The sequence below is a fragment of the Microbispora rosea genome (genome assembly GCF_900156315.1).
Taxonomy (GTDB): Bacteria; Actinomycetota; Actinomycetes; order Streptosporangiales; family Streptosporangiaceae; genus Microbispora; species Microbispora rosea.
Map to the genome: position 1 here is coordinate 1 of NZ_FTNI01000045.1, position 23,184 is coordinate 23,184.

A 23,184-nucleotide genomic window follows, 5' to 3' on the forward strand; every position below is an offset into this window, starting at 1 on the left:
CACCTCCCCGGCCTCGACCACGACATGATCGCCCTGCCGCAACTCCGGGGCGCCCACGACCTCCCACCGGGCCGGATCGCCCGGGTCCGCCAGACGCCGGGCCGTGGTGTCGCGCTTGGCCGCCCGCAACGTCGCGGCCTGAGCCTTGCCCCGGCCCTCGGCCACCGCCTCGGCCAGATTGGCGAACAGCACGGTCAGCCACAACCACACCACGATCGCCCAGGCGAAGAACGAGGGATCACCGAACGCCAGCACGGTCGTGAACGCCGCACCGACCTCGACCACGAGCATCACCGGGTTACGCCACAGCGTCACCGGGTTCAGCTTCCGCAGCGCGTCGGGCAGAGAGGTGACGAGCTGCCGCGGATTGAGCAGGCCGCCGCCGATCCTGCCGCCCGTGCGGGGTGATGCCGTCGTCGGCATGGCTAGGAGAGTCCTTCCGCGAGCGGCGCGAGCGCGAGGACCGGCAGGAACGTGAGGGCGACGAGGACGACCGTGACGCCGGCCACCATCCCGACGAACTGGGGGCGGTGGGTGGGCAGCGTCCCCGCGGAGACCGGCACCGGCGCCTGCCTGGCCAGCGAGCCGGCCAGCGCGAGGATGAAGACGATCGGCAGGAACCGGCCGAGGACCATGCACAGGCCGAGCGCGACGCACCACCACGGCGTGCCCGCCGAGATCCCGGCGAACGCCGACCCGTTGTTGTTGGAGGCGCTGGTGAACGCGTAGAGGATCTCCGAGAGCCCATGGGGGCCGCCGTTCGACATGGCCGCGAGCCCCGCCCGGTTGCCCATCGCCGCGGCCGTGCCGGCGAGCACGAGCGCCGGGGTGACCAGGAAGTAGAGCGAGGCCAGCTTGATCTCGCGCGAACCGATCTTCTTGCCCAGGTACTCCGGCGTACGGCCCACCATGAGCCCGGCCACGAAGACGGTGATCAACGCCAGCACGAGGATGCCGTACAGGCCGGAACCGGCGCCGCCCGGCGCGACCTCGCCGAGCATCATGTTCAGCATCGTCATCATGCCCCCCAGGGGGGTGAAGGAGTCGTGGGCGGAATCGGCGGCGCCTGTCGAGGTCAGCGTCGTGGCCGCGGCGAACGTCGCCGAACCGGGTACGCCGAAGCGGACCTCCTTGCCTTCCATCGCCGCCCCGACGGCGCGGGGGACGGTGGCGCCGCCGGAGATCTCGAAGACGTTCGTCAGCAGCACGCTCACCAGGGCGATCACCGCCATGACGGCGAGGATCGCGTGTCCCTGACGCACCTGGCCGACCATGCGGCCGAAGGTGCGCGGCAGCGCGACCGGGATCGCCAGGAGCAGGATGATCTGCAGCCAGTTCGTCCATCCGGCCGGATTCTCGAAGGGGTGGGCGGAGTTGGCGTTGTAGAAACCGCCGCCGTTGGTGCCGAGCTCCTTGATCGCCTCCTGGCTCGCCACCGGCCCCCCGGGGATCGCCTGGATGCCGCCGGTCAGCGTCGTCACCGCGTGCGGCGACGCGAGGTTCTGCACCACGCCCCCGGCGACCAGGACCAATGCGGCGACGAACGCGATCGGCAGCAGGACCCGGAACGTGCCGCGCACGAGGTCGACCCAGAAGTTGCCGATGGTGTCGGCCTGCCTGCGGGCGAAGCCCCGCACGAGCGCGACCGCGACGGCCATGCCGACCGCCGCGGACACGAAGTTCTGCACCGCGAGTGCGGCCATCTGCACCAGGTGACCCATCACGGTCTCGCCCGGATACGCCTGCCAGTTGGTGTTCGTCACGAAGCTGACGGCCGTGTTCCACGCGACATGGGCGGGCACCGGAGGCCGCCCGAGGCCGAGGACCAGCCGGTCCTGCAGTCGCTGCATGCCGTACACGACCAGCACGGAGACCGCGGAGAAGGCCAGCAGGGCGCGTGCGTAGACCGCCCAGGGCTGCTCGGCGTCCGGCCGCACGCCGATGAGCCGGTAGACGAGGCGCTCGGCCGCGCTGTGGCGGGTGCCGGTGTAGACCCGGTACAGGTAGTCGCCCAGCAGCAGGTGGACGACGGCGAGCACCGCGACGACGGACAGCACGAGCAGGGCCCCCGCCGCTGCCGCGCCCATCAGAAGCGCTCCGGGAACAACAGGGCCGCGACCATGAAGACCAGCAGCGCCGCGGCCACGCCGAGACCGACGGCGTTGATCACGCTCACAGGCGCTCCACCGCCCTCACGACGAGCCCTGCAACCACGAACACCGCGATCGTCAGAGCGACGAAGATGACGTCCGCCATCCCCACTCCTCGGTTGTGATCACGTCCGCCGGACTACGGCGGTCTCAGCACAAGCAAAGTCCGGAATCAGGGGCATTTGGCGGCTCTTGACGGCTTTCATACGGGTTCGAACCGAGTATTGACGCGCTCTGTACGCCGTCCACGCCGAGGGTTTCGCGCGTACCCGTGCCGGAAATCAACGCGGTTCAACCGGCGAGCGGCGCCCCCCGATCATCTGTGTCGGCTGGGGAGGGGACGCGGTGTGGGCGAGATGACCGGCCAGATCGTGGAGGTCGTGCTGAAGGCGCTGGCCGGGGGCGTCTTCGTGCTGGCCTTCGCGGCGCTGGCCGAGATGCTGACGCCGAAACGGCTCGCCGGGGTGTTCTGCGCCGCCCCTTCGGTGGCCCTGGCCAGCCTCATCGTCACCGCCGGCATCGCCGGTGTCCCCGACGTCCTCGCCTCGGCCCGGGGCATGCAGATCGGCGCCGTCGGGTTCACCCTCTACTGCCTGATCGCCGTCCCTCTGTTGCGCAGGTGGGGCGCCTGGCGGGGGGCGCTGGCCGCGCTCGCCGTCTGGGGCGTCGTCGTGGCCATCGGGCACGCGCTGGCGCCGCAGGGCCTGCTCGGCGTCCGCACCACGACGGTCCCCGGTTCGCCTCCCGGGCCGGCGGCCCTGGACCTCGCCCCGCCACCGGCGCGCCCGTCGTGAGCGCCCGCCGAGACGACGGCCCGGCTCCCGGCGGCGGGCGGCCCGCCGACGACGGGCGACCTTCTGACGGCGGCCGGGCTTCCGACGACGAACAGGCTTGCGATGACGAGCGAAAGGTGCGGCTGCGGCTCAGTGAGCTGCGGCGACCGCCCATGCGCGACTGGGCGGTCCGGTTCGCGTTCGGCGCCGGAGTGTCGGCCCTCGCCGGGGTGGTGTCCGTGCTGGCCGGCCCGCGCGCGGGCGGGATCTTCCTCGCGTTCCCGGCGATCCTGCTGGCGAGCGTCACCCTCGTCGCCAAGGAGGAGGGCGTACGCCAGGCCGGGCAGGACGTGAGGGGCGCGACCTTCGGCGCCCTCGGACTGATCGGCTTCGCCGTCGTCGTGGCGCTCACGGTGACCATCTGGCCGCTGTGGCTGTCCCTCACGGTCGCCACCCTGACCTGGGCGGCCCTCTCCCTGGCCCTGTACGCCACCGTGACCCGGCTGCGCCGCTGAACCCGCGCGGCGGAGCCGGGTCACGACGGCGCCGATCAGCCCTTGGCGTTCGCCTCGGCCGCCCGGCGCGCGGCGCCCGGGTCGGCGAGGCCCTCGCCGGTCGGCTCGTAGGTGAGCAGGACCACACCGGAGGAGAACGCCTGCGTGCCGGCGAGCCGCAGCCCGGCGAAGTCCACAGAGTCAGTGGAGTCGCCATCGAACAGGCGGGCGCCGCGACCGGCGAGCACGGGGTAGACGGCCAGGCGCATCTCGTCGAGGAGGTTCTGCCGCAGCAACCACCGCACCAGCGCCGCGCTGCCGAAGACGAGGATGTCGCCGTCCGTCTCCTTCTTCAGCGCCTCGATCCGGGCTGCCGCGTCCGCGTCGATGATCGTGCTGTTGTTCCAAGTGGCCTCGGTCAACGTGGTCGACACGACGTACTTCGGCAGGTTGTTCATCGCGTCGGCGTAGCCCACCTCGTCGGTCATCGACGGCCAGGAGGCCGCGAAACCCTCGTAGGTGACCCGCCCGAGGAGCAGCGCCCGCGCCGCGCGGATCTGGTCGAGGCCGGCCTGCATCGAGTCCTCGCTGACAAATCCGAAAGCCCACTCGTGCGGGTTCTCGATGACGCCGTCAAGGGTGGTGAAAACAGACAGAACTATGCGTCCCATGGTGCGTATCCCTTGTGTCGAGTGAAATGTGGCGGCGGACGTGCGCCAGTCGCCCGCGGAAAATGCGTGCGCCGCCACCCGCTGCCGCGATGGGCGGTCACGTCCGCCGCCACGGCCCGCCCCCGTGACGCCGCCCCCGAGCACCTGGGTGCTCCGGCGCCCGACGGGTCGTGCACGGCTACCGTGGCCCGGCACGTGGGTCGACGTCCATACGTGGACGGCGTCCCGGACACATCCGGACGATCTCGGACACCCCGGAGCGTGCATAGGCTGCCGTGGAGGGCAGGGATCTACGGGATGGAGTGCGCGTGACCGACACCCGGCCGCAGCCGCGGGCCGCCGCCACGCCCGCGGAGTTCGTCGCTCTGATGAGACGGCTCCGGGCGTGGAGCGGGTGCAGCTACCGGCAGCTTGAACGCCGCGCCGAGGCCGTGGGCGACGTCCTGCCGCGTGCCACGCTGGCCGACGCGCTCGGTCGTCAGGATCTGCCGCGCGAAGACCTGCTCACCGCGTTCGTGCGGGCCTGTTGTGCGGATGACGACGTCGTCGCCGAGTGGGTGGGCGTCCGCCGAGGCCTGGCCGTCTCCCGCGAGAAGACCACCCCGCCGCCCGGCGACGCGCCTGCCGCGCCCGGGAGTGAGACGCGCGTTGTGGCCTCCGAGGGGATGCCGCCCGCGTCCGCCTCGCCGGCTCCCGGAGGAGACGTCTGCCCGCCGGACGAGCCCCCGGGCATCGTCGCGGGCGGGAGCGGCACCGGTCGGGTCCCGGCCTCGCCGTCCGTGGGCGAGGTCTCCAGGCGGAAGGCTCCGTCCCGGAGACTGGTGGCCAGCGTTTCGGCCGTTGCCCTGCTCTGCCTGGTCGGAGCCTGGCAGTTCGACCGCTTGTCCACCGGTGAGGCGGCCTCCCGCGCCTCCTCGCCGATCTCGGCCGCCCCGGCACCGTCGAACCTGGCCGGCGCGTCGGACGTACCGGCACCGGCCCGTAGGTGGGTCCGCGTGCGGCCGGCCGCCGATCCCTCCCTGTGCCTGACGGCGGGGCGTGCCAGGGACGTCGCGCACGATGACGAGGTCGCGGTCCTGCGTCCCTGCGCCACCGCGGTTCCGCCGCGTACCTTCCTCACGCCCGCGGGCGGTGGGCTGGTCCACCTGCAATGGGATCATCCCGATCCGGCGAAGGGCGTCGGCTGCCTGACGGTGATCCAGGCAGGCCCGGCGGCGGGCATGCTGGAGCCCTGGGACGACTGCACCGGCGCCCGGCCCAACCAGCGCTTCCGCCTGGAACAGGCGGACGGGGACGGGTACCGCATCCGGCCGGCGTCGAGCGGCCGGTGTCTCGCGATCAACGGGGACCGCGGCCGGCCTGGCGCGGAGGCCGTCGAACGGCCCTGCGCCTCAGCGCCCGGACAGACCTTCCTCATCGACCCCGAATAGCCCGTCGTGGCTCAGTCCGGCGCGCCTCATCCCTAGCGCCCCGGCCACGTCTCAGGCCCTGCGTCTCAGACGCCTGCGTTTGAGGCCGTCGCGGGCGCGAGCCGCCCCTGGTGCACGCCGGCGAAGAACGTGCGGCCCGCCATCGTCATGGCCGGCTGGAACTCGCTCATCAACTGCGCGCGGTACGGCGCGTCGGCGAAGCGCGGCTCCAACTGGAACTCGGCGGCCAGCGACCACCAGGTGACCGGCACGACGCCGGACATCGCCATCCGCTGCACCGCCGCGTCGTGGGCCTCCCTGCTGAGGCTCGCCGTGGCGTCCACCACGACGTACGCCTCGTAGCCCTCGCGCAACGCGCCGAGCGCGGTCTGCAGCACGCACCCGTCGGTGGCGATGCCGCCGATGACCAGCCTGCGGCGGCCGGTGGCGCGGACGGCCTCGGCGAAGGCCGGATCGAGGAAGGAGTTGAACGCCGTCGTGCGCTCGATCACCGGCCGGTCGCCGATGACCTCCAGCAGTTCCGGATAGAGCGGGCCCGAGGGCTTGGACGCCTCACCGTTGGTCACCACCAGGCCGCTGCCGTACGCCGTGGCGGTCCTGGCGAGGCCGGCGACGTTGGCGATGTGCTCGCGCAGGTCGTGTGAACGGAGCAGGTTGGCGAAGCCGACGGCGTAGTCGACCAGGACCACGGTGGTGTCGTCGGGGGAGAGCGGGGCGAGGTTCATCGCGATCACTCCTGGTATGCGGGAACTTCTACTGACCACGTGGTCAGTAATGTACGCCGACGTCGCCCCTAATGTCCACGTGTACAGTAAGCGGCATGGTGTCCGACGCGTCACAGTCCAGCGCCGCGGAGCCCGCGCCCGCCCCCCGGAGGAAGCGGGTGCGCGACCCCGAGGCGCGACGAGCCGCCATCCTCACCGCGGCACGCTCGGTCTTCGCCGAGCACGGATACGCGAAGGCGACCATCAGGGAGATCGCGCAGCGGGCCGGGGTGACCCACGGGCTCGTGGTGCTGCACTTCTCCTCCAAGGAGCAGCTCTTCCTCGCCGCCGTGCCGGGGACGCGCGACCTCGCCGACAGCGTCCGCGGGGACGCCGAGGGCCTGGCCGGGCGGGTCGCGCACGCCTACGTCGCCCGCATGGAGTCGGCCGACAGCGCCGACCCCTTCATCGCCCTCGTACGCAGCGCGGCCGGTGACCAGGCGGCCGCCAAGGCACTGCTGCGGGCGATGCGCGAGGAGAGCATCGCCGCCTACCGCACCGTGCTCACCGGCCCGGACGTCGCGCTGCGGGTCGACCTGCTCGGCGCGCACCTCATCGGGGTCACGTTCAGCCGGTACGTCCTGGCCGACGGTCCCATCGCGGCGATGCCGGCGGGTGAGCTGACCGGCTACCTCACGATGACGCTCGACGGCATCCTGTTCGGCTCCGCAGGGACGGCCCCCGCATCCTCCTGATCGGGGTCACGGCCCCGATCATCTTCCGCGCGACGTGTGAGGATATGATCCGTCCACTCTTGCGGACTTTGCGAGAAAAGGGCTGATTTGTCGCACCCCCCACGCCCCGGACCTCTCCCCGCCGGTGACGGGCGGACATCGATGACGGGCGGACACCGGTGACGGACGAGACGCTGGCGCGCCTCCAGTTCGCGACGACGGCCGGTTTCCACTGGCTGTTCGTGATGCTCACCCTCGGCCTCGCCCCGCTGATCGCGGTGATGCACACCCGGCACGCCCTCAGGGGCACACCGCTCCTGGAGCGCATGACCCGGTTCTGGGGGCAGATCTACGTCGTGAACTACGTGCTGGGCGTCGTCACCGGCCTGGTCATGGAGTTCCAGTTCGGGCTGGCCTGGAGCGGGCTGGCCGAGTACGCCGGCAACGTCTTCGGCGCCCCGCTCGCGCTCGAGACGATCGTCGCCTTCTTCGCCGAGTCCACCTTCCTGGGCATGTGGATCTTCGGCTGGGGGAAGCTACCCAAGGCGGTGCACGTCACACTGATCTGGCTGGTCACCCTCACCGCGTACGCCTCGGCGTACTGGATCATGGTGGCCAACGGCTTCCTGCAGCACCCGGTGGGGCACGAGGTGCGCGGCGGCGTCGCCTACCTCACCGACTTCGGGGCCATGCTCACCAACCCGAACGCGATCAACGCGCTGGTGCACGCGGCCACCGCCGCGCTGATGGCCGGCGGAGTGTTCGTGGCGGGGGTGAGCTCCTACCACTTCCTCAAGCGCACGGCGGAGCGGGAGTTCTTCCGCGCCTCGCTACGGCTCGGCCTGTTCGTGGCCACGCCCGCGGCGTTCGTGGCGCTCTACTACGGGTTCGTGCAGATCCCGACGCTCGTGGACACCCAGCCGATGAAGGCGGCGACCCTGCAGGGTCACAGCGACGACGTCGGCTCCCTGCGAGTCGAGGACGTGCAGGCCCAACTGGTGCAGCGGTTCGGCGCGGGGGACTACCGGCCGCCCTCCTGGATCGCCACCGCCTTCGACGTCATGCAGGGCGCCGGTTATCTGATCTTCCTGCTGATCGTCGTGGCCCTCGTCCTGCTCTACCGGGACTGGTACCTCCGGTTCCGCCCGGCGGCGTACCTGCTGCTGGTCGCGGTTCCCCTGCCCTTCGTCGCCGCGCTCGGCGGATGGCTGCTGCGCGAGGTGGGGCGCCAGCCGTGGGTGGTGTACGGCGAGCTCACGACGGCCGCCGCGCGGTCGCACGTCGGCTCGATGACGGCGTCCCTGGTCCTGTTCTGCGGGGTGTTCCTCGCGCTGGCGGTCGCCGACGTGGCGCTGATCGCCCGGTACGCCCGCCGCGGCCCGGCCGCCACCGACCTGGGCGGCGCACCCGGCGACGGGCAGCCGGAGCGGCCCACCGCGTCGCTCGCTTTGTGAAACAGGAGCCCTTGTGACTTTCGGACTCGTGTGGCCGGCCCTGCTCGGGCTGGTGCTCGCCGGTTACTTCGTCCTGGCCGGTTTCGACTACGGCGTGCAGATGCTCACCCCCTGGCTCGGCCGCGACGACCGCGAGCGGCGCGCGCTGCTCAACGCCTTCGGCCCGTTCTTCCTCGGCAACGAGGTCTGGCTGGTGGCCGCGGCGGGGGTGCTGTTCGGCGCCTTCCCCTTCCTGGAAGGGCGACTGCTGTCCGGGATGTACTTCCCGTTCGCGGCGATCCTGGCCGGCATCGTCGTCGGCAACGCCGCCGTACAGTTGCGCAGCCGCCACCGGGGCGTCTCGGCACGCCGGCTCTGGGATGGGTTGATCTTCCTGGGCGGGCTGGTGCCCGCCGTGGGGTGGGGGCTCGTGACCGGCCGCCTCCTCGCCGGGGTGCCGCTGGACGCCCGGAACGTCTTCTCGATCGGACCGGCCGACCTGCTCCACCCCTTCGTGCTGCTGTGCGGCGCCACGACCACGGCGGTGTTCCTCGCGCACGGGGCGGCCTTCCTGGCCTGGCGGACCGGCGGCGAGCCGGGCGCGCGGGCCGCGAGGGCCGGCCGTCGTGCCCTGCTCGTGGCGGCCGTGGCGGCGGCGGCCGTCCTCGTCACCGGCTTCCTCACCTCGGCGCGGCACGCCCTCGTCAACCCGTGGCCCGCCCTCGCGGCCGGCGTTGCCCTGGTGGTCGTGCTCCTCGCCGGGGCGGCTCTGCTGCGCGCGGGCCGTACGGGCCGTGCCTTCGCCGCGACCTCGTGTGCGGCCGCCCTGCCCGTCGTGGCACTCGGCGCGGGCCTGCACCCCTTCGCGCTGGTCTCCTCCGGCGCCCCCGGCACCGGCCTGCGGCTGGCGGAGGCGATGGCGGAGGCGGGCACCCTGCGGATTCTGACGGTCTTCGCCGCGGTCATGGTGCCGTTGATGGTGCTCTCCCAGGTCTGGAACTGGTGGACGTTCCGCGACCGGGCCGGTCGTACGCGGACGTACCTGTAGGTCCTCGCGCCAACACCGAGACCGATTCTTTACGAATGCCCGTCACTAGGATGGGTACTCCGATCAGGCAGTAGGCGGCGGGGACCGCCCCGGGGGTGGTGGCGCGGTGACGGTCAGTGCTGAGGTGCAGATCACGGATCTGACGATCAACGATCACGCGTGCCTGACCTTCGGTGAGCCGGAGGAGTTGCTCGACCTCACCGCGGCGTTCGTACGGGACGGGCTCGCGGGAGGACTGCGCGTCGTCTGGCTGTGCGAGGAGCCGCAGGGAGCGGCGGCCGAGCTGAGCCGCCGCGGGATCGCCGTGCAGTCCGCCACCGCGAGCGGCCGGATGGACGTCGTCGCCTCTCAGGAGGGCCTGCTGTCCGGCCAGACCTTCGACCTCGATCACGCGATGGGGTGGCTGAGCTCCCAGATGGAGCTGACCTCGCACGAGGGCTACTCGGGACTACGGGTTGCCCTCGACATGGGCTGGGCGCTGCGGCCGGTCCACGGCGTGGAGCAGCTGCCCGCCTTCGAGGAGAAGATCGCCACGATCCTGTCGGACAGCAGCGTGTCGGTGTTGTGCCAGTACGACCGGGAACGCTTCGACCCGGTCACCCTCGCCTCGGTCTCCCCGTTTCACACGCGGGCGGTCACCGCGGCCACCTACTACGACGACCCGTTGCTGCGGATCTGCCGCCAGTACGCGCCGCCCGGAATCCGGCTGGCGGGACAGATCGACCGGGCGGCCGAGGACGCCCTGGTCCTGGCGCTGAGCGAGGCGATCAGGACGGACGGCCCCGTCACGATCAACATGGCCGAGCTGTTCTTCATCGACCTGTCCTGCACCCGGACGATCATCGACGTGGCGCGGAGCCTGGCGCCCGCCCGTGCGGTCGTCCTGCGCTGCAACCCCGCCATCGCGCCGCGGTTCGTGCTGCTCGGCGCACAGGGCATTCCCGGGATCAGCCTGGTGACCACGCATGAGCGATGACGGAACCTCCCACGCCACCCACGTCGCCTCGTGCTCCGGCGGCGAGAGGCGGGACGCCGGAACGCCGGTGCTGATCCTCGACCAGTCGTTCGACCGCGGGTCGCTCTACCCCCTGCGGGAGACGCTGGAAGCCCACGTCGTCCACGCCGGGCTTCCCCACGGACGGTCCATGGACCTGGTCCTCACCGTCCACGAGCTCGCCACCAACGCGGTCTTCCACGGCTCGGGAACCGGACGGGCGAGGATCCGGCAGCTCGACGGCGTGCTGCGGTGCGAGGTCGCCGACCCCGGAACGTCCGGGCACGACGCGGCCGAATGGCCGGTCAGGCACGGGCACGGGCTGTGGCTCGCCCACTATCTGTCGGACCGGTTCACGATCGGCTCCGGCCCGGACGGCACCCTCGCCACGGCCGATTTCACCCTCCCCGGGCCCGCGTCACGCCGGTCCGCCACTCCACGGCTGCGCCGTCTCGAGTCGCACACCGTCCTGGAGCTGGACGGCGCCCTCGACGAGCAGGCGGCCCCCCAGATCGGCGCGGCAGTCGGCGAGCTCGTCTCCGGCACACCGGCGCCGAGGCTGGTGATCGACCTGTCCGCGGTGACCTACTGGGACAGCACCGGCATCACCGCCCTGATCGTGGCGCAACAGCGCGTGTCGGAGACGGCGGCGGGGATGCTGGTCCTGACCGGCCTCGCGGCCGAGTTCGCCGATCGCCTCGACGCGCTCAGCCCGGTTCCGTTCACGACCCGCGAGACACCCGCCGCGGCGGTCCACCTGTTTCCGCCCTCCTGAGGCACCCACATGTGCTGAAATGTGCCGGTGAATCGGACGAGGCAGGCGATGGGTGAGATGCTCATCTACCTTTTCGCGGCCTTCCTGATCACCGGCGGCGTGCTGGCGTTCTCCTACGTGCCCAGCGGCGAGACGGTCTCCTACACCGGCGACTACGAGCCGCTGCGAGGCGTGCAGATGAGCGCCGCCTACCACTCGATCCTCGACATCAGCTTCGACGATCACGGCGGCCTGCTCGCACGGCAACTGCACCACCGCTGCGCGATCCTGCTCGGCCTGGGGACCGTCGTCTGGGCCCTGCTCGGCCGGTTCCGGTACGCGCTCCCGGTGCTGGGCCTGGCCGCGGTCGCCGAACTCGGCGGCTACGGGTCCGCCGACGACCTGCTGTCCGGCACCTTCCTGGCCAGGGTGCCCATTCCCGTCTGGTACGGCCTGCACCTCGTGGCGGCGCTCGCCGTGGGCGCCCTGCTGGTCGTCTCCTCTCGCCGGGAGGCCGCCCGGCAGCCCAGGACGGCCGGCTTCGTGGCGGCGACCCTCGGCCTCACCGCCATGCTGATCTTTGTGCTGTGAGCGGGAGAACCGTCACAACTCGACGACGACCTTGACGTCCTCCGGCCCGGCGGTGAAGGCGTCCCGGAACGACTCCAGCGGCACCCTGCGGGTGATCAGCAGGTTCAGCCAGGCGAGGTCGGCCTTGGCCAGGGCGTCGGCCGCGGTGGCGTAGTGGCCGCAGTTGGCGTTGACCGAGCCGATGAGCACGTCGTTCTCCAGCACGATGTCGCGGTTGAGGCTGCCCGCGTCGAGCGTGATCCGGCGCCCGGCCGAGGAGACGCCGGTGAGACATACGATGCCGTACGGCGCGGTGTTGGCCGCCACGGCGAAGATGACCGGCCCCGCGCCGGTCGCCTCGATCACCACGTCGGGGCGCACCTTCGCGGCGACCTCTGCGGCGTCCCCGGCGTGGTAGACCGCGCCGAGGTCCCGTACGAGGGCCGGTTTGGGGCCGTCCGTGACCCGGTCGAGAACGTGCACCTCCAGCCCGCGCTGCACGCCGAGCAGGGCCGCGAGCAGGCCGATCGGACCCGCGCCGGTGACCAGCGCGGTCTTCGGCGCGAACCAGGCCCGGGCGCCGACCTTCTCCACCTCGTCCCAGGCCTTGGCGACGACGCTGGTGGGTTCGAGGAGCATTCCGACGTCGGCCAGCCGGGGGTCGAGCCCGACGGCGTAGCCGGGCTCGACCACCCAGCTCTGACTTGCGTATCCGTCGAGTTCCTTGATGCCGCGCTCGGTGTAACGGCCGTTGCGGCACATGTCGAACTGCCCGTGCGCGCAGGCGCCGCACGGCACCGGGTCGGGCCGGCGGACCACTCCGACCACGAGGTCACCGGGGGCGAAGCCGCTGCCGGACGGCGCCTGCCGCACCCTGCCCAGCGATTCGTGGCCGATGACCAGGCGCTCGCGGCCGGGCGGGGCCCAGCCGTACTCCCCTGCGGAGATCTCCTTGTCGGTGCCGCACACGCCGACGGCGAGACCGTCGACGAGCAGGTCCCCCTCACCCGGCTCCGGATCGGGGACCGCGGTGACGGCCAGGGAGTCCTTCTGCGACGGAATGACGGTGAGAGCGCGCATCAGCGCTCACCTCCAACGTGTTCGCGGCCGTGCGCGGTGCGCTCGGCCGGCCGGGCGCCGGACAGGTGAAGGGCGGCGTTCACCAGCCCGACGTGGCTGAACGCCTGCGGGGTGTTGCCGAGCTGCCGCCCGGTCCCGGGGTCGTACTCCTCGCTCAGCAGCCCGAGGTCGTTACGGAGGCTCAGCAGCCGTTCGAACAGCTCGTACGCCTCCCTGTGGCGGCCGAGGCCGTACAGGGCGTCGGCGAGCCAGAACGTGCAGGTGACGAAGGCCCCCTCAGTGCCGGGAAGGCCGTCCACGTTGCCGTCGGCCTGCGGCTCGTAGCGCAGCAGGAAGCCGTCGGAGCACAGCTCGCGCCGCACGGCCTCGACGGTGCCGGCCACCCGCGGGTCGTTCCACGGCAGGAACCCCACCCGGGGGATCAGCAGCAGGGCGGCGTCCAGCCCCTTCGAGCCGTAGAACTGGGTGAACGTGCGCCGCTCCGCGTCGTAGCCGCGGTCGCACACCTCGGCGTGGATCTTGTCGCGGGTGGCGCGCCACCGATCCGCGGGCCCGTCCAGGCCGAATCGTTCGACGGCCCGCACGGCGCGGTCCAGGCCGGTCCACGCCATGACCTTGGAGTGCACGAAGTGGCGGCGGTCGCCGCGCACCTCCCACAGCCCGTTGTCCGGGTCGTCCCAGTGGCCTTCCAGGAAGTCCAGCAACGACCGTTGCAGGTCCCATGCCTGCTCGTCGGCGTGGATGCCGGCCGTCCTGGCCAGGTGCAGCCCGTCGAGGACCTCGCCCCACACGTCGAGCTGGAACTGCCCGGACGCCGCGTTGCCCACCCGCACCGGAGCCGAGCCCTCGTAGCCGGACAGCCAGTCCAGCGTGTATTCCGGCAGGCGGCGGGTGCCGTCGATGCCGTACATGATCTGCAGGTCGGCCGGGTCTCCGGCCACGGCCCGCAGCAGCCACTCCCGCCAGGCCCTGGCCTCGGCGACGAAGCCGGTGCCCAGCAGCGCCTGCAGCGTGAACGTCGCGTCGCGCAGCCAGCAGAACCGGTAGTCCCAGTTGCGTGGCCCGCCCGGCTGTTCCGGCAGCGAAGTGGTGACCGCGGCCACGATGCCGCCGGTCGGCGCGTAGGTCAGCGCCTTCAGCACGACCAGTGATCGGCGCACGGCCTCCTCCCACCGGCCCTCGTATCGGAAGCCGCGCATCCACGACGTCCAGAACGCCTCCGTGTCGGCGAGGGCCTTCTCCGCGTCCACCGGACGTGGCATGCGCTCGTGCGAGTGCCGGTAGGTCAGCACGAACGGCACCCGCTGCCCGGCAGCCACCTCGAAACCAGCGTAGGTCGTCATGTCCTCGCCGCTGAGCGGCACCGGCGTCTTCAGCCAGGCGGCGTCCGGTCCGGCGACCGCCGCGAGCCGTCCGTCCTGGTGCCGCACCCAGGGCACGATGTGCCCGTAGTCGAACCGCAGCCGCAGCGCCATCCGCATCGGCACACGTCCGCTGACCCCCTCCACAACGCGCACCACGTCGGCCGCCTTACCGCGTGGCGGCATCGCATCGATCACGCGTACGGATCCCTCGGGAGTGTCCCACTCCGTCTCCAGGACGAGGGAGTCGCCGCGGTAGCGGCGGCGCGTGCAGAGCCCGCCCGCCGCGGGGGCCAGGCGCCAGAACCCCGCCCGTTCGTCGCCGAGCAGGGCGGCGAAGCACGCGGGGGCGTCGAACCGGGGCAGGCACAGCCAGTCGATCGACCCGTCGCGTCCCACCAGCGCGGCCGTGTGGAGGTCGCCGAGCAGCCCGTAGTCCTCGATCCGCAGTGCCACCGCGCCTCCCCCTCCGGCGGTCGATCTCGTCCTCGCGGACAAGGGCCGAGCTACCCGGGCAAAGAACACGTATGCGCTGTGCAAAGAACCGCTGATCGTGGCGGTGGGGCTTCACCGCCTACCCACCTTTTTGTGGGTACTTGTCGGCTGGGGCCGAGCGGCGTGAAGCTGGTTGCGGGCAGCCGGAAGGCGGCCCGATGCCAGGCGGGGAACGGGGGTGACGGCGGTGTGTCAGGAGACCGGAAGGGGCCCTGCCTGCGCCTCCCCGGACGGCGTCCCCCCGGACGGCGTCTCCCGGGCCAGCTTCTCCAGGCGGCGATGTCCCCAGTCGGACAGCGGCGCCAGCGCCTGGGAGAGCTCCTGGCCGAAATCGGTCAGTGAGTACACCGTCTTCAGCGGGCGGCCGTCGTGCACCTCACGGTGCACCAGCCCGTCGGCCTCCATCTCCCTGAGCGTCTGAGTCAGCACCTTCTCGGTGAGGCCCGGCAGCCGCCGGACCAGCTCGCCGGGGCGACGCGGAGCGGATTCCAGGAGCCAGAGCAGGATCGTCTTCCACTTGCCGTCGATCACGGCGATCGCGGCGGTGACCCCGCAGACGTTCGTGTCTCCGGCACGGCTACGCGTCACCTTTCCATCCCCTTCAGCGCCTTCGCTGTCATGCATGCAGGAGTCGAGACATGAGCCAGCACGCCCACCAGTCTGCCGTCACCGTGCTCGGCCTTGGGCCGATGGGCCGGGCCCTGGCCGGGGCCTTCCTGAACGCCGGCGTCCGGACCACGGTCTGGAACCGGACGCCGGGCAAAGATCTGCAGTTGGCCGAGCGGGGCGCGTACGGCGCTCCCACACCGGAGGCGGCTGTCGCCGCGAGCGAGCTGACCGTGATCTGCGTCGTGAACTACGACGCGGCGGACGCCGTCGTGCGGCGCGAGGCGGTCGCCGGCGCGCTCGGGGGACGCACGCTCGTGAACCTGACGGCCGACACGCCCGGCCGCGCCCGGAGCACCGCGGCCTGGGCCGCCGAGCACGGCATCGAATATCTCGACGGCGCGATCATGACGCCGACCACGACCATCGGCACCCCGGCCGCGGTGTTCCTGCACAGCGGCCCGGAGGAGCTCTACCGGCGGCACCGGCCGATGCTGGAGGCCCTCGGCGGCACGCACACCCATCTGGGCGAGGAGATCGGCCGGGCGGCGGCCTACGACATCGCGTTGCTCGACGTCTTCTGGACCGCGATGGCGGGCTACGCGCACGCGCTGGCGGTGGCGCGGGCCGAAGGGGTGACCGCGCGGGAGCTGGCGCCGTTCGCCAAGGGCATCGGCGCGATCCTGCCGCCCATCTTCGAGGAGGCGGCGGCGGAAGTGGACAGCGGCGGGTTTTCCGGCGAGGGCAACCCGATCACCTCGGCAGCCTCGTCCATGGCCCACGTCGTCCATACCTCCGAGGCCCACGGCATCGACGCGAGTGTGATGCGCGCGGCCGAGGGCTGGGCCCGCCGCGTCATCGCAGAAGGCCACGGCGCCGACGGGTTCACCCGGATCACCGAGCTCCTCACCGCCCGCGCCCACGCCTGACCCGGCTTCCGGACGCCCCCAGTCTGGCTTGCAGACGCCCCCGGCCTGTCGTCCCCGGCCCGGCTTGCAGACGTCCCCGGCTTGCGGACGTCCCTGGCCCGGCTTGATGACGTCGAAGGGCGCCCGGCGGCACCGGGCGCCCCAGTCGTGGTCGTCAGTCGGTGCCGAGCTCCATGGCGGCCTGGTCGAGCAGCTCCTCCTCGGTGGAGACCTCACCGCGAGAGGCGATCGCCTCGGCTCCGCCCTCGGGCATCGCGCCGATCAATCCGGTCGACGCCGCCTGGGCGGCCCCGATCAACGCCGGCTGCTGGCTGCCGACCATGCCGAGCCTGGCGTACTGCTCCAGCTTGGAACGAGAGTCGGCGATGTCGAGGTTGCGCATGGTCAGCTGACCGATGCGGTCCACCGGGCCGAAGGCGGAGTCTTCGGTGCGCTCCATGGAGAGCTTGTCCGGGTGGTAGCTGAACGCCGGCCCGGACGTGTCCAGCACGGAATAGTCCTCACCGCGCCGCAGCCGCAGGGTCACCTCTCCGGTAACCGCCATGCCGACCCAGCGCTGCAGCGACTCGCGCAGCATCAGCGCCTGCGGGTCCAGCCAGCGGCCCTCGTAGAGCAGCCTGCCCAGCCGCCGTCCCTCGATGTGGTAGCTGGCGAGGGTGTCCTCGTTGTGGATCGCGTTGACCAGCCGCTCGTAGGCCGCGTGCAGCAGCGCCATGCCCGGCGCCTCGTAGATGCCCCGGCTCTTCGCCTCGATGATCCGGTTCTCGATCTGGTCGGACATGCCCAGGCCGTGGCGGCCGCCGATGGCGTTGGCCTCCAGCACCAGATCGACGGCGGAGGGGAACTCCTTGCCGTTGATCGTCACCGGACGTCCCTGCTCGAAGCCGATCGTGACGTCCTCGGTCGCGATCTCGACGGCGGGGTCCCAGAAACGCACGCCCATGATGGGCTCGACGATCTCGATGCCCGTGTCGAGGTGCTCAAGGGACTTGGCCTCGTGCGTCGCGCCCCAGATGTTGGCGTCGGTGGAGTAGGCCTTCTCCACGCTGTCCCGGTAGGGCAGCCCGTGGGCGAGCAGCCACTCGGACATCTCCTTGCGCCCGCCGAGCTCGTTGACGAAGTCGGCGTCCAGCCACGGCTTGTAGATCCGCAGGGAGGGATTGGCGAGCAGACCGTAGCGGTAGAACCGCTCGATGTCGTTGCCCTTGAAGGTGGAGCCGTCTCCCCAGATCTGCACGCCGTCCTCGAGCATCGCGCGCACCAGCAGGGTGCCGGTGACGGCCCGCCCGAGCGGGGTGGTGTTGAAGTACGTGCGGCCGCCGGACTTGATGTGGAAGGCCCCGCAGGCCAGGGCCGCGAGTCCCTCCTCGACCAGGGCCGCCCGGCAGTCGACCAGCCGGGAGATCTCCGCGCCGTACGCGGTGGCACGCCCCGGCACCGAGGCGATGTCAGGTTCGTCGTACTGGCCGATTTCGGCGGTGTAGGTGCACGGCACTGCACCCTTCTCCCGCATCCACGCGACCGCTACCGAAGTGTCGAGGCCACCGGAGAAGGCGATCCCGACACGCTCGCCGACAGGCAGAGAAGTGAGCACCTTGGACACGAGTAGAATATATACACGGGAATGCATGATCATGCAATCCCCTGTGACCCGGATACGTCATCGGCGGGGCCTCACGGGACGAGCGCCGATCACCGGGGGAAGCCGTAGACCTCCTCGCTCACGAGCCTGGCGGCGCCGATGACGCCGCCCTGCGGGCCGAGATCGCTCATCGTGATCGGCAGATTCCTGGTGGCGAGGGGCAGCGATCGGCGGTAGATCGCGCCGCGGATCTCGGCGAGCAGGACGTGACCCAGCAGGGTGAGGCGACCGCCCAGCACGATGAGACTCGGGTTGAAGAAAGACACCAGGCCCGCCAGCACCTCGCCCACGCGCCGTCCGCCGTCCCGCACCATCTGGAGGGACGTCGGGTCACCGGCGGCGACCGCCTCGCCCACCTGTGCGGCGGTCAGCGTGCCGTCGCGTTCGAGGAGCTCGCCGAGCAGGGGCGAACGCTCCGACCTGGCCGCGACGAGCGCGTCGCGAGCCAGCGCGTCGCCGCCGAAGGACGCCTCCAGGCACCCCGTGTTGCCGCAGGCGCAGATCTCGCCGGAGCCGGCGACGCTGATGTGCCCGATATCCCCCGCGCACCCGTCCATGCCGCGATAGAGCTCACCCTTGGCCACGATTCCGCAGCCGATGCCCGAGCCGAGCTTGACGAACAGGAAGTTCTCCGCGGTGCTCGCCACACCGGCGTGTCGTTCGCCCAGTGCCATTACATTGACAACGTTGTCCAGCACGACCGGACAATCGAACTGCCTCCGGAGGACATCGCGGACCGGATAACCGTCCCACCTCGGGATGATCGGTGGTGAGACCGGGACACCGCGGGAAAAGTCCACCGGAGCGGGCACGCCGACGCCGACGCCCGTCGGCTTGTCCACTCCCGATTTCAGGAGCAGCCGCCGGCTCTGTTCCATGGCGAGTTCGAGCACGGGCTCGGGGCCCTGACGCACGTCGCATTCCATGCGTTCGAATGCGAGGACGCGCAGCCCGCCGTCGGTGACCGCGGCGGACACCGAGGTCGCGCCGATGGCGACGCCGACGAACCTGACCCGGCCGGCGAGATCGACGACGGTCGACCGGCGCCCTCCACGAGACGCGGCCGGCCCGATTTCCTCGACGAGTTGAAGTGCCGTAAGCCGGCCGAGTTCCGTCCCGATCGTCGTACGTGACACTTGGAAGTGTTCCGACAGCTGAATGCGGGATTGCGGACCGGCGTCACGCAATCGCGTGAGTATTTTGGCCTGGAGCCGCGTTTCGGCTCGCCCTGGCCCCGAAGTCTCCACCGCCCAAGTTTCTCATCGGGCGGCTCCTCATCCGTCCCCCACGCATAGTCCGGCGCCGCCCGGAATTTTTTTTCGCCTTCACTCCTCGGAGAAGGATTTGTGAGGAAGTCCGGTCCGATCCGGACACCACCCCGGAAATGAAACTTTCATCGCCTCCTCGGCGGAACTCCGCGTTTCATCGGCCGCGTCCGGCGGCCCGGCCGGAGGTTTCCCCTTCCGGCCGGGCGCCGAGAGCCGGACCGCGGAACGGGTCACCCGTCGGCGGACTCGGAGAGGGCGCGCCACTCCCGCCAGGTGTCCAGGCGTCCGGCGTAGGCCCGCTCGGCGATCGGCAGGCAGTAACTCCCCAGGAACAGGCGCAGCGGGGGCCGTTCCGCGTCCACGACCGAGAGGACCGCCTCGGCCGTGACCTCGGGGCCGATCGGTTCCCTGCCCGCCGCGGCGGCCCGGCGGGCCTCCCGGACGTGCTCGTACGCGGGATGCGGCTCGGCGTGGACGGACGACGATCCGCTCCAGTCGGTGCCGTAGGGGCCGGGCTCGATGATCGTCACCTTGATGCCGTACGGGGCGACCTCCTGGGCGAGCGACTCGCTGAACGCCTCCAGGCCCCACTTCGACGCGTTGTAGAGCCCGAGCATGGGAAACGCGGCGACGCCGCCGATGCTCGACACCTGCAGGATGTGGCCCCGTCCGCGTTCCCGCATTCCGGGCAGCACGGCCTGGGTGACCCAGAGCGCGCCGAGCAGGTTCGTCTCCAGCTGAGCTCTCGCCTGGGCTTCGGTGACCTCCTCCACCGCTCCGAAAAGGCCGTACCCGGCGTTGTTGACGACGACGTCGATCCCGCCGAAGCGTTCGGCCCCCCGGTCCACCGCGGCGAAGGCGGCCTCCCGGTCGGTGACGTCGAGCGTCAACGGGAGGATCGCGTCGCCGAACTCGTCGGCGAGCGGCTTCAGCGCGGCAACGTCGCGCGCCGTCGCGACGACCCGGTCGCCGCGCCGCAGCGCCGCCCGCGTCCACACGTTTCCGAAGCCGCGGGACGCTCCCGTGACGAACCAGGTGATCGCGTGTTCGGTATTCATGGCAGTCACTCTGCCCCCCGCGGGACGGCGCAGCCATCACCGTGGCAGGGTCACCATCGGGCGCTGCGTACAGTGGCGGGTGACATGCCCGGCACCAACGCTCTTGGCAGCTTCATCAAGGCCCGCCGCGCGCTCGTACGCCCGGAGGACGCCGGGCTGCCCGCGCTCGGGCGACGCCGCGTAGCCGGGCTGCGCCGCGACGAGCTGGCCGCGCTCGCAGGCGTCAGCCTCGCCTACCTGACCCGGCTTGAGCAGGGCCGGGACCGCAATCCCTCCGAGCAGGTGCTCGACGCGCTCGGGGCCGCCCTGCGCCTCGACGCAGACCTCACAACCCACCTGCACGCCCTGGCCCGCGACGCGTCGAGACCGAACGGCGGCCAGGCCCGCCGACCGCGTGATCGACCGGCCCCGGGGGCCGGGTCTCTCCTCGACGCGTGGGTGGGTATACCCGCTTACCTGCGGGGACGCCGGTTCGACGTGCTGGCCGCCAACGGGCCGGCGATGGCCCTCGCGCCCATGTATCGGCCCGGCCGCAACCTCGTCCGAGACGTCTTCCTCGATCCCGGCGCGCGGGCGCTGTTCCCCCAGTGGGGCGCCGTCGCGGCCGGCTCTGCCGCCGCGCTCCGGGCCGGGGCCGACCTCGGCGACCCTGCCCTGCGCGAGCTGGTCGAGGAGCTGTCGGCGGCCTCCGAGGACTTCCGCCGCCTGTGGGAACGCCACGACGTCCGCCCGACGCGAGACGAGACGAAGGAGTTCGCCCATCCCGTCGCCGGGCCGCTCGTCCTGCGGCGTCACAGCCTGACCGTCGGCGGGACGGACGGCCAGGTCGTCATCGCCTACCAGGCCGAGCCCGGAACGCCCTCGGCCGCCGCGCTCGCCAGGCTCACCGCTCCTGGGCAGGATCACGACGCGTCCTTCCCCTTGCCGTAGGCCGCCCGTGCGTCACACGGGCCAGCCGCCCCGGTTGCGCGCCGACCTGAGCGGCACGGCGGCCGGCAGCGGGGAGGCCGCGCCGGGAGACAGGGCGTCGAGGACGAGCGCGAGGTAGCGCCGCCAGCCGTCACTGCCGGGTTCCATCGTCCACAGCACGCCCATCAGCATGACCATGATCCTCGGCAGGTCGCCGGGGACGAGGTCCTCGCGGATGACACCGGCCTCCTGCCCGCGCCGGGCCAGCAGGGTCAGCGACTCGATGAACGGGCTGCTGGCCTCGGCGGTGACGGCGCCGGAGTTGCGGGCGGCGGCCAGGGTGTTGCGTTCACGGGCCGCCGTGGACATCGCCGCTTCCAGCACGGTGGCCAGACCGCGCCGGGGATCGTCGTCGTCGAGCGCCCGCTCGATGGCGGGGGCGATGTCCTCGGCGAAGCTCTGGTCGAGGGCCGCCCTGACCAGGCCCGCCTTGTCGGGGAAGTGGCGGTAGAGGGTCGCGATGCCCACACCGGCGCGGCGGGCGATGTCTTCGAGCAGCGCATCGGGCCCCTGCTCGGCCCAGACCTCCCGGGCCGCGCGCAGAATCCTGCCGGAGTTGCGTGCGGCGTCGGCGCGCAGCCGTCGCGAGGTCTCGGTGGTCACCCCCACAGGATAGCCAAGTGATAGGTGACTATCGATTAGGTCCGTACGGGCGTCAGGGCCGGTCCCATGTGACAAGCATGTGCTCGGGTCCCCGGGTGGACAACCCCGTCTTCCACACGACGTCGTCCTCGGAGCCGGCGAGGCGGAGCCCCGGCAGCCGGGTGAGCAGCGTACGCAGCGCGACCTGCAGCTCCATCCGGGCGAGCGGGGCGCCGAGGCAGTGGTGCGCCCCGTGCCCGAACCCCACGTGTGAGGCCTGCTGACGGTCGAACTCGAGGTCGTCGGGGTTCGTGTAGACCGACTCGTCGCGGTTGGCCGACACCAGGCTCACGACGACCGGCTCACCGGCGCGCACCGTGACGCCGCCCAGCTCGACGTCCTCCAGCGCGTAGCGCGCGATGGAGGCGCCGCCGCCGAGCGGCACGAAACGCATCAGCTCTTCGACGGCCCTGGGGATCAGGTCGAGGTCCGCGCGCAGCGCCGCGAGCTGCTCGGGGTGGGTGAGCAGCACGTAGACGAAGTTCGGGATCTGCGTGGCCGTGGTCTCGTGGCCGGCGACCAGCAGCGCCTCGGCCAGCGACAGCATCTCCTCCTCCGACAGGCGCTCCTCGTTGTCGCGGGCCGCGACGAGCGCGCTGAGCAGGTCGTCCTTCGGGGTCTGCCGGCGCTGGGCGATGAGCCCCGCCATGTACTCCCGGAGCAGCCCCATGCAGCGCACCACCTCCTCGGGGGTGAACCGCGTGGTGGACAGAAGCGCGTCCGACCAGGTGCGGAAGTCGACCCGGTCCTCGACGGGCACGCCCAGCAACTCGCAGATGACCGTGATCGGCAGCGGCAGCCCGAAGTCCTCGACGAGGTCGGCCGGGGCGCCCTTCGCCAGCATCGCGCCGACGAGATCGTCGGCGATCTCCTGGGTGCGGGGCCGCAGCAACTCGATCCGCCGTACGGTGAACGCCTTCGACACCAGCCTGCGCAGCCTGCTGTGCTCGGGCGGGTCGAAGCTGAGGATGCCGTCGGGGCGGGACCGGTGGGGCCGCATCCGCGGCTCGTCGCGGCCGATCGCCGCGGCCCGGCTGAACCGCGGGTCGCCGAGCACGACCTTGACATCCTCATAGCGGGTCGCGAGCCACGCGGGTTCACCGTAGGGCAGCCGGACCCGGGACAGCGGTTCCTCCTGCCGCAACCGGGAGAAGAGGGGGTCCACCTCCAGCCGGTCCACCTGGCCGAAGGGGAAGATCCGGGGTTCGACAGTGGTCATGATGCCTCCAGAGCGGATCGCCGTTTCACCACGAGCCGTCGAGCAGCCACTTGATAGTCAACTATCACATGACTCGTGTAAAGAGATCAACGCAAGCGAGAGCAAAATCTCATTTAAGGCGATGACCGGAGGAGGAGGCGGGAACGCCCGCTGAGCGCCC

Annotated in this window: 23 protein-coding genes and 1 pseudogene; 11 read left to right on the forward strand and 13 right to left on the reverse strand. The window is 71.6% G+C overall.

Features of this window, described 5'->3' with window-relative positions:
* The 3 genes and pseudogenes from BXA11_RS38415 to BXA11_RS41730 form a co-directional block, all read right to left on the reverse strand.
* A pseudogene (locus BXA11_RS38415) lies at positions 1–423 on the reverse strand (potassium-transporting ATPase subunit B); the annotation flags it as partial.
* 2 nt (positions 424–425) lie between these two features.
* Positions 426–2,087 carry a potassium-transporting ATPase subunit KdpA gene (kdpA, locus tag BXA11_RS38420; protein WP_076442651.1) on the reverse strand — a complete coding sequence of 554 codons (1,662 nt, stop codon included), beginning with the start codon at positions 2,085–2,087 and terminating at the stop codon, positions 426–428.
* Positions 2,087–2,176: a potassium-transporting ATPase subunit F gene (locus BXA11_RS41730; protein WP_051762707.1), complete on the reverse strand. Its 90-nt coding sequence runs from the start codon at positions 2,174–2,176 to the stop codon at positions 2,087–2,089. The genes kdpA and BXA11_RS41730 overlap by 1 nt, the downstream gene beginning before the upstream one ends.
* 321 nt (positions 2,177–2,497) lie before the next feature.
* Here BXA11_RS41730 and BXA11_RS38430 point away from each other — a divergent pair, with 321 nt between their 5' ends.
* Together BXA11_RS38430 and BXA11_RS38435 are read left to right on the forward strand one after the other, a co-directional pair.
* Positions 2,498–2,944 (forward strand): DUF3147 family protein, encoded by a 447-nt coding sequence (locus tag BXA11_RS38430; protein WP_076442654.1) that lies wholly within the window; start codon positions 2,498–2,500, stop codon positions 2,942–2,944.
* Between the two features lie 116 nt (positions 2,945–3,060).
* On the forward strand, positions 3,061–3,438 hold the full coding sequence (locus BXA11_RS38435) for a DUF3147 family protein (protein WP_076442655.1): 378 nt from the start codon (positions 3,061–3,063) through the stop codon (positions 3,436–3,438).
* A gap of 35 nt (positions 3,439–3,473) precedes the next feature.
* Here the strand turns inward: BXA11_RS38435 and BXA11_RS38440 are convergent, their stop codons facing one another.
* On the reverse strand, positions 3,474–4,088 hold the full coding sequence (locus tag BXA11_RS38440) for a dihydrofolate reductase family protein (protein WP_076442657.1): 615 nt from the start codon (positions 4,086–4,088) through the stop codon (positions 3,474–3,476).
* A 308-nt stretch (positions 4,089–4,396) separates the two neighbouring features.
* Here BXA11_RS38440 and BXA11_RS42825 point away from each other — a divergent pair, with 308 nt between their 5' ends.
* Complete coding sequence (locus BXA11_RS42825; RefSeq protein ID WP_143734770.1) at positions 4,397–5,518, forward strand: RICIN domain-containing protein; 1,122 nt, start codon at positions 4,397–4,399, stop codon at positions 5,516–5,518.
* A gap of 65 nt (positions 5,519–5,583) precedes the next feature.
* Here BXA11_RS42825 and BXA11_RS38450 read toward each other — a convergent pair whose 3' ends face one another.
* Positions 5,584–6,243, reverse strand: a complete 660-nt coding sequence (locus BXA11_RS38450; protein WP_076442659.1) for an isochorismatase family protein — start codon at positions 6,241–6,243, stop codon at positions 5,584–5,586.
* 95 nt (positions 6,244–6,338) lie between these two features.
* Here BXA11_RS38450 and BXA11_RS38455 point away from each other — a divergent pair, with 95 nt between their 5' ends.
* The 6 genes from BXA11_RS38455 to BXA11_RS38480 all read left to right on the forward strand — a co-directional run bounded on the left by BXA11_RS38455 (position 6,339) and on the right by BXA11_RS38480 (position 11,776).
* A complete protein-coding gene (locus BXA11_RS38455) occupies positions 6,339–6,977 on the forward strand; it encodes a TetR/AcrR family transcriptional regulator (RefSeq protein WP_076442661.1) in 639 nt (212 codons plus the stop codon).
* 158 nt (positions 6,978–7,135) lie between these two features.
* The gene (locus BXA11_RS38460; protein WP_076442663.1) at positions 7,136–8,410 is read left to right on the forward strand and encodes a cytochrome ubiquinol oxidase subunit I; all 1,275 of its coding nucleotides are present in this window, start codon (positions 7,136–7,138) and stop codon (positions 8,408–8,410) included.
* A gap of 13 nt (positions 8,411–8,423) precedes the next feature.
* Positions 8,424–9,437, forward strand: a complete 1,014-nt coding sequence (gene cydB, locus BXA11_RS38465; protein ID WP_076442665.1) for a cytochrome d ubiquinol oxidase subunit II — start codon at positions 8,424–8,426, stop codon at positions 9,435–9,437.
* A 106-nt stretch (positions 9,438–9,543) separates the two neighbouring features.
* The gene (locus tag BXA11_RS38470) at positions 9,544–10,413 is read left to right on the forward strand and encodes an MEDS domain-containing protein (protein WP_083744891.1); all 870 of its coding nucleotides are present in this window, start codon (positions 9,544–9,546) and stop codon (positions 10,411–10,413) included.
* Positions 10,403–11,206: an STAS domain-containing protein gene (locus BXA11_RS38475; protein ID WP_076442669.1), complete on the forward strand. Its 804-nt coding sequence runs from the start codon at positions 10,403–10,405 to the stop codon at positions 11,204–11,206. Before BXA11_RS38470 ends, BXA11_RS38475 begins: the two co-directional genes overlap by 11 nt.
* 48 nt (positions 11,207–11,254) lie before the next feature.
* Positions 11,255–11,776, forward strand: coding sequence for a hypothetical protein (locus tag BXA11_RS38480; RefSeq protein ID WP_076442671.1), 522 nt, complete (start codon positions 11,255–11,257; stop codon positions 11,774–11,776).
* Between the two features lie 12 nt (positions 11,777–11,788).
* Here the strand turns inward: BXA11_RS38480 and BXA11_RS38485 are convergent, their stop codons facing one another.
* From BXA11_RS38485 to BXA11_RS38495, 3 genes are all read right to left on the reverse strand, one after another.
* Positions 11,789–12,835 (reverse strand): glucose 1-dehydrogenase, encoded by a 1,047-nt coding sequence (locus tag BXA11_RS38485; RefSeq protein ID WP_076442673.1) that lies wholly within the window; start codon positions 12,833–12,835, stop codon positions 11,789–11,791.
* Complete coding sequence (locus tag BXA11_RS38490; RefSeq protein ID WP_076442675.1) at positions 12,835–14,652, reverse strand: glycoside hydrolase family 15 protein; 1,818 nt, start codon at positions 14,650–14,652, stop codon at positions 12,835–12,837. Before BXA11_RS38490 ends, BXA11_RS38485 begins: the two co-directional genes overlap by 1 nt.
* 231 nt (positions 14,653–14,883) lie before the next feature.
* Complete coding sequence (locus BXA11_RS38495) at positions 14,884–15,279, reverse strand: winged helix-turn-helix transcriptional regulator (RefSeq protein WP_076442677.1); 396 nt, start codon at positions 15,277–15,279, stop codon at positions 14,884–14,886.
* 50 nt (positions 15,280–15,329) lie between these two features.
* Between BXA11_RS38495 and BXA11_RS38500 the strand changes: the two genes are divergently transcribed.
* Positions 15,330–16,226: an NAD(P)-dependent oxidoreductase gene (locus tag BXA11_RS38500; RefSeq protein ID WP_076442679.1), complete on the forward strand. Its 897-nt coding sequence runs from the start codon at positions 15,330–15,332 to the stop codon at positions 16,224–16,226.
* 154 nt (positions 16,227–16,380) lie between these two features.
* Here the strand turns inward: BXA11_RS38500 and argG are convergent, their stop codons facing one another.
* The 3 genes from argG to BXA11_RS38515 form a co-directional block, all read right to left on the reverse strand.
* Entirely contained in the window at positions 16,381–17,829 is a 1,449-nt protein-coding gene (gene argG / locus BXA11_RS38505) for an argininosuccinate synthase (protein ID WP_076442681.1), read from the reverse strand.
* A gap of 89 nt (positions 17,830–17,918) precedes the next feature.
* A complete protein-coding gene (locus BXA11_RS38510) occupies positions 17,919–19,004 on the reverse strand; it encodes an ROK family protein (protein ID WP_231514175.1) in 1,086 nt (361 codons plus the stop codon).
* Positions 19,005–19,366: 362 nt separating this feature from the next.
* Positions 19,367–20,194 carry an SDR family NAD(P)-dependent oxidoreductase gene (locus tag BXA11_RS38515; protein WP_076442683.1) on the reverse strand — a complete coding sequence of 276 codons (828 nt, stop codon included), beginning with the start codon at positions 20,192–20,194 and terminating at the stop codon, positions 19,367–19,369.
* 84 nt (positions 20,195–20,278) lie between these two features.
* Between BXA11_RS38515 and BXA11_RS38520 the strand changes: the two genes are divergently transcribed.
* Entirely contained in the window at positions 20,279–21,124 is an 846-nt protein-coding gene (locus tag BXA11_RS38520) for a helix-turn-helix domain-containing protein (RefSeq protein WP_076442685.1), read from the forward strand.
* Between the two features lie 12 nt (positions 21,125–21,136).
* Here BXA11_RS38520 and BXA11_RS38525 read toward each other — a convergent pair whose 3' ends face one another.
* Both BXA11_RS38525 and BXA11_RS38530 read right to left on the reverse strand, forming a co-directional pair.
* Positions 21,137–21,766, reverse strand: coding sequence for a TetR/AcrR family transcriptional regulator (locus BXA11_RS38525; protein ID WP_076442687.1), 630 nt, complete (start codon positions 21,764–21,766; stop codon positions 21,137–21,139).
* Between the two features lie 52 nt (positions 21,767–21,818).
* Positions 21,819–23,024, reverse strand: a complete 1,206-nt coding sequence (locus BXA11_RS38530; protein WP_076442689.1) for a cytochrome P450 — start codon at positions 23,022–23,024, stop codon at positions 21,819–21,821.
* Positions 23,025–23,184: the final 160 nt, after the last annotated feature.

Excerpts from the sequence above, each read along its gene's own strand:
- BXA11_RS38485 (WP_076442673.1), bottom strand. The coding sequence starts at position 12,835 with ATGCGCGCTCTCACCGTCATTCCGTCGCAGAAGGACTCCCTGGCCGTC.
- BXA11_RS38480 (WP_076442671.1), top strand. The coding sequence starts at position 11,255 with ATGGGTGAGATGCTCATCTACCTTTTCGCGGCCTTCCTGATCACCGGC.
- BXA11_RS38530 (WP_076442689.1), bottom strand. The coding sequence starts at position 23,024 with ATGACCACTGTCGAACCCCGGATCTTCCCCTTCGGCCAGGTGGACCGG.
- BXA11_RS38450 (WP_076442659.1), bottom strand. The coding sequence starts at position 6,243 with ATGAACCTCGCCCCGCTCTCCCCCGACGACACCACCGTGGTCCTGGTC.
- BXA11_RS38515 (WP_076442683.1), bottom strand. The coding sequence starts at position 20,194 with ATGAATACCGAACACGCGATCACCTGGTTCGTCACGGGAGCGTCCCGC.
- BXA11_RS38455 (WP_076442661.1), top strand. The coding sequence starts at position 6,339 with ATGGTGTCCGACGCGTCACAGTCCAGCGCCGCGGAGCCCGCGCCCGCC.
- BXA11_RS38440 (WP_076442657.1), bottom strand. The coding sequence starts at position 4,088 with ATGGGACGCATAGTTCTGTCTGTTTTCACCACCCTTGACGGCGTCATC.
- BXA11_RS38475 (WP_076442669.1), top strand. The coding sequence starts at position 10,403 with ATGAGCGATGACGGAACCTCCCACGCCACCCACGTCGCCTCGTGCTCC.
- BXA11_RS38500 (WP_076442679.1), top strand. The coding sequence starts at position 15,330 with ATGAGCCAGCACGCCCACCAGTCTGCCGTCACCGTGCTCGGCCTTGGG.
- kdpA (WP_076442651.1), bottom strand. The coding sequence starts at position 2,087 with ATGGGCGCGGCAGCGGCGGGGGCCCTGCTCGTGCTGTCCGTCGTCGCG.
- BXA11_RS38520 (WP_076442685.1), top strand. The coding sequence starts at position 20,279 with ATGCCCGGCACCAACGCTCTTGGCAGCTTCATCAAGGCCCGCCGCGCG.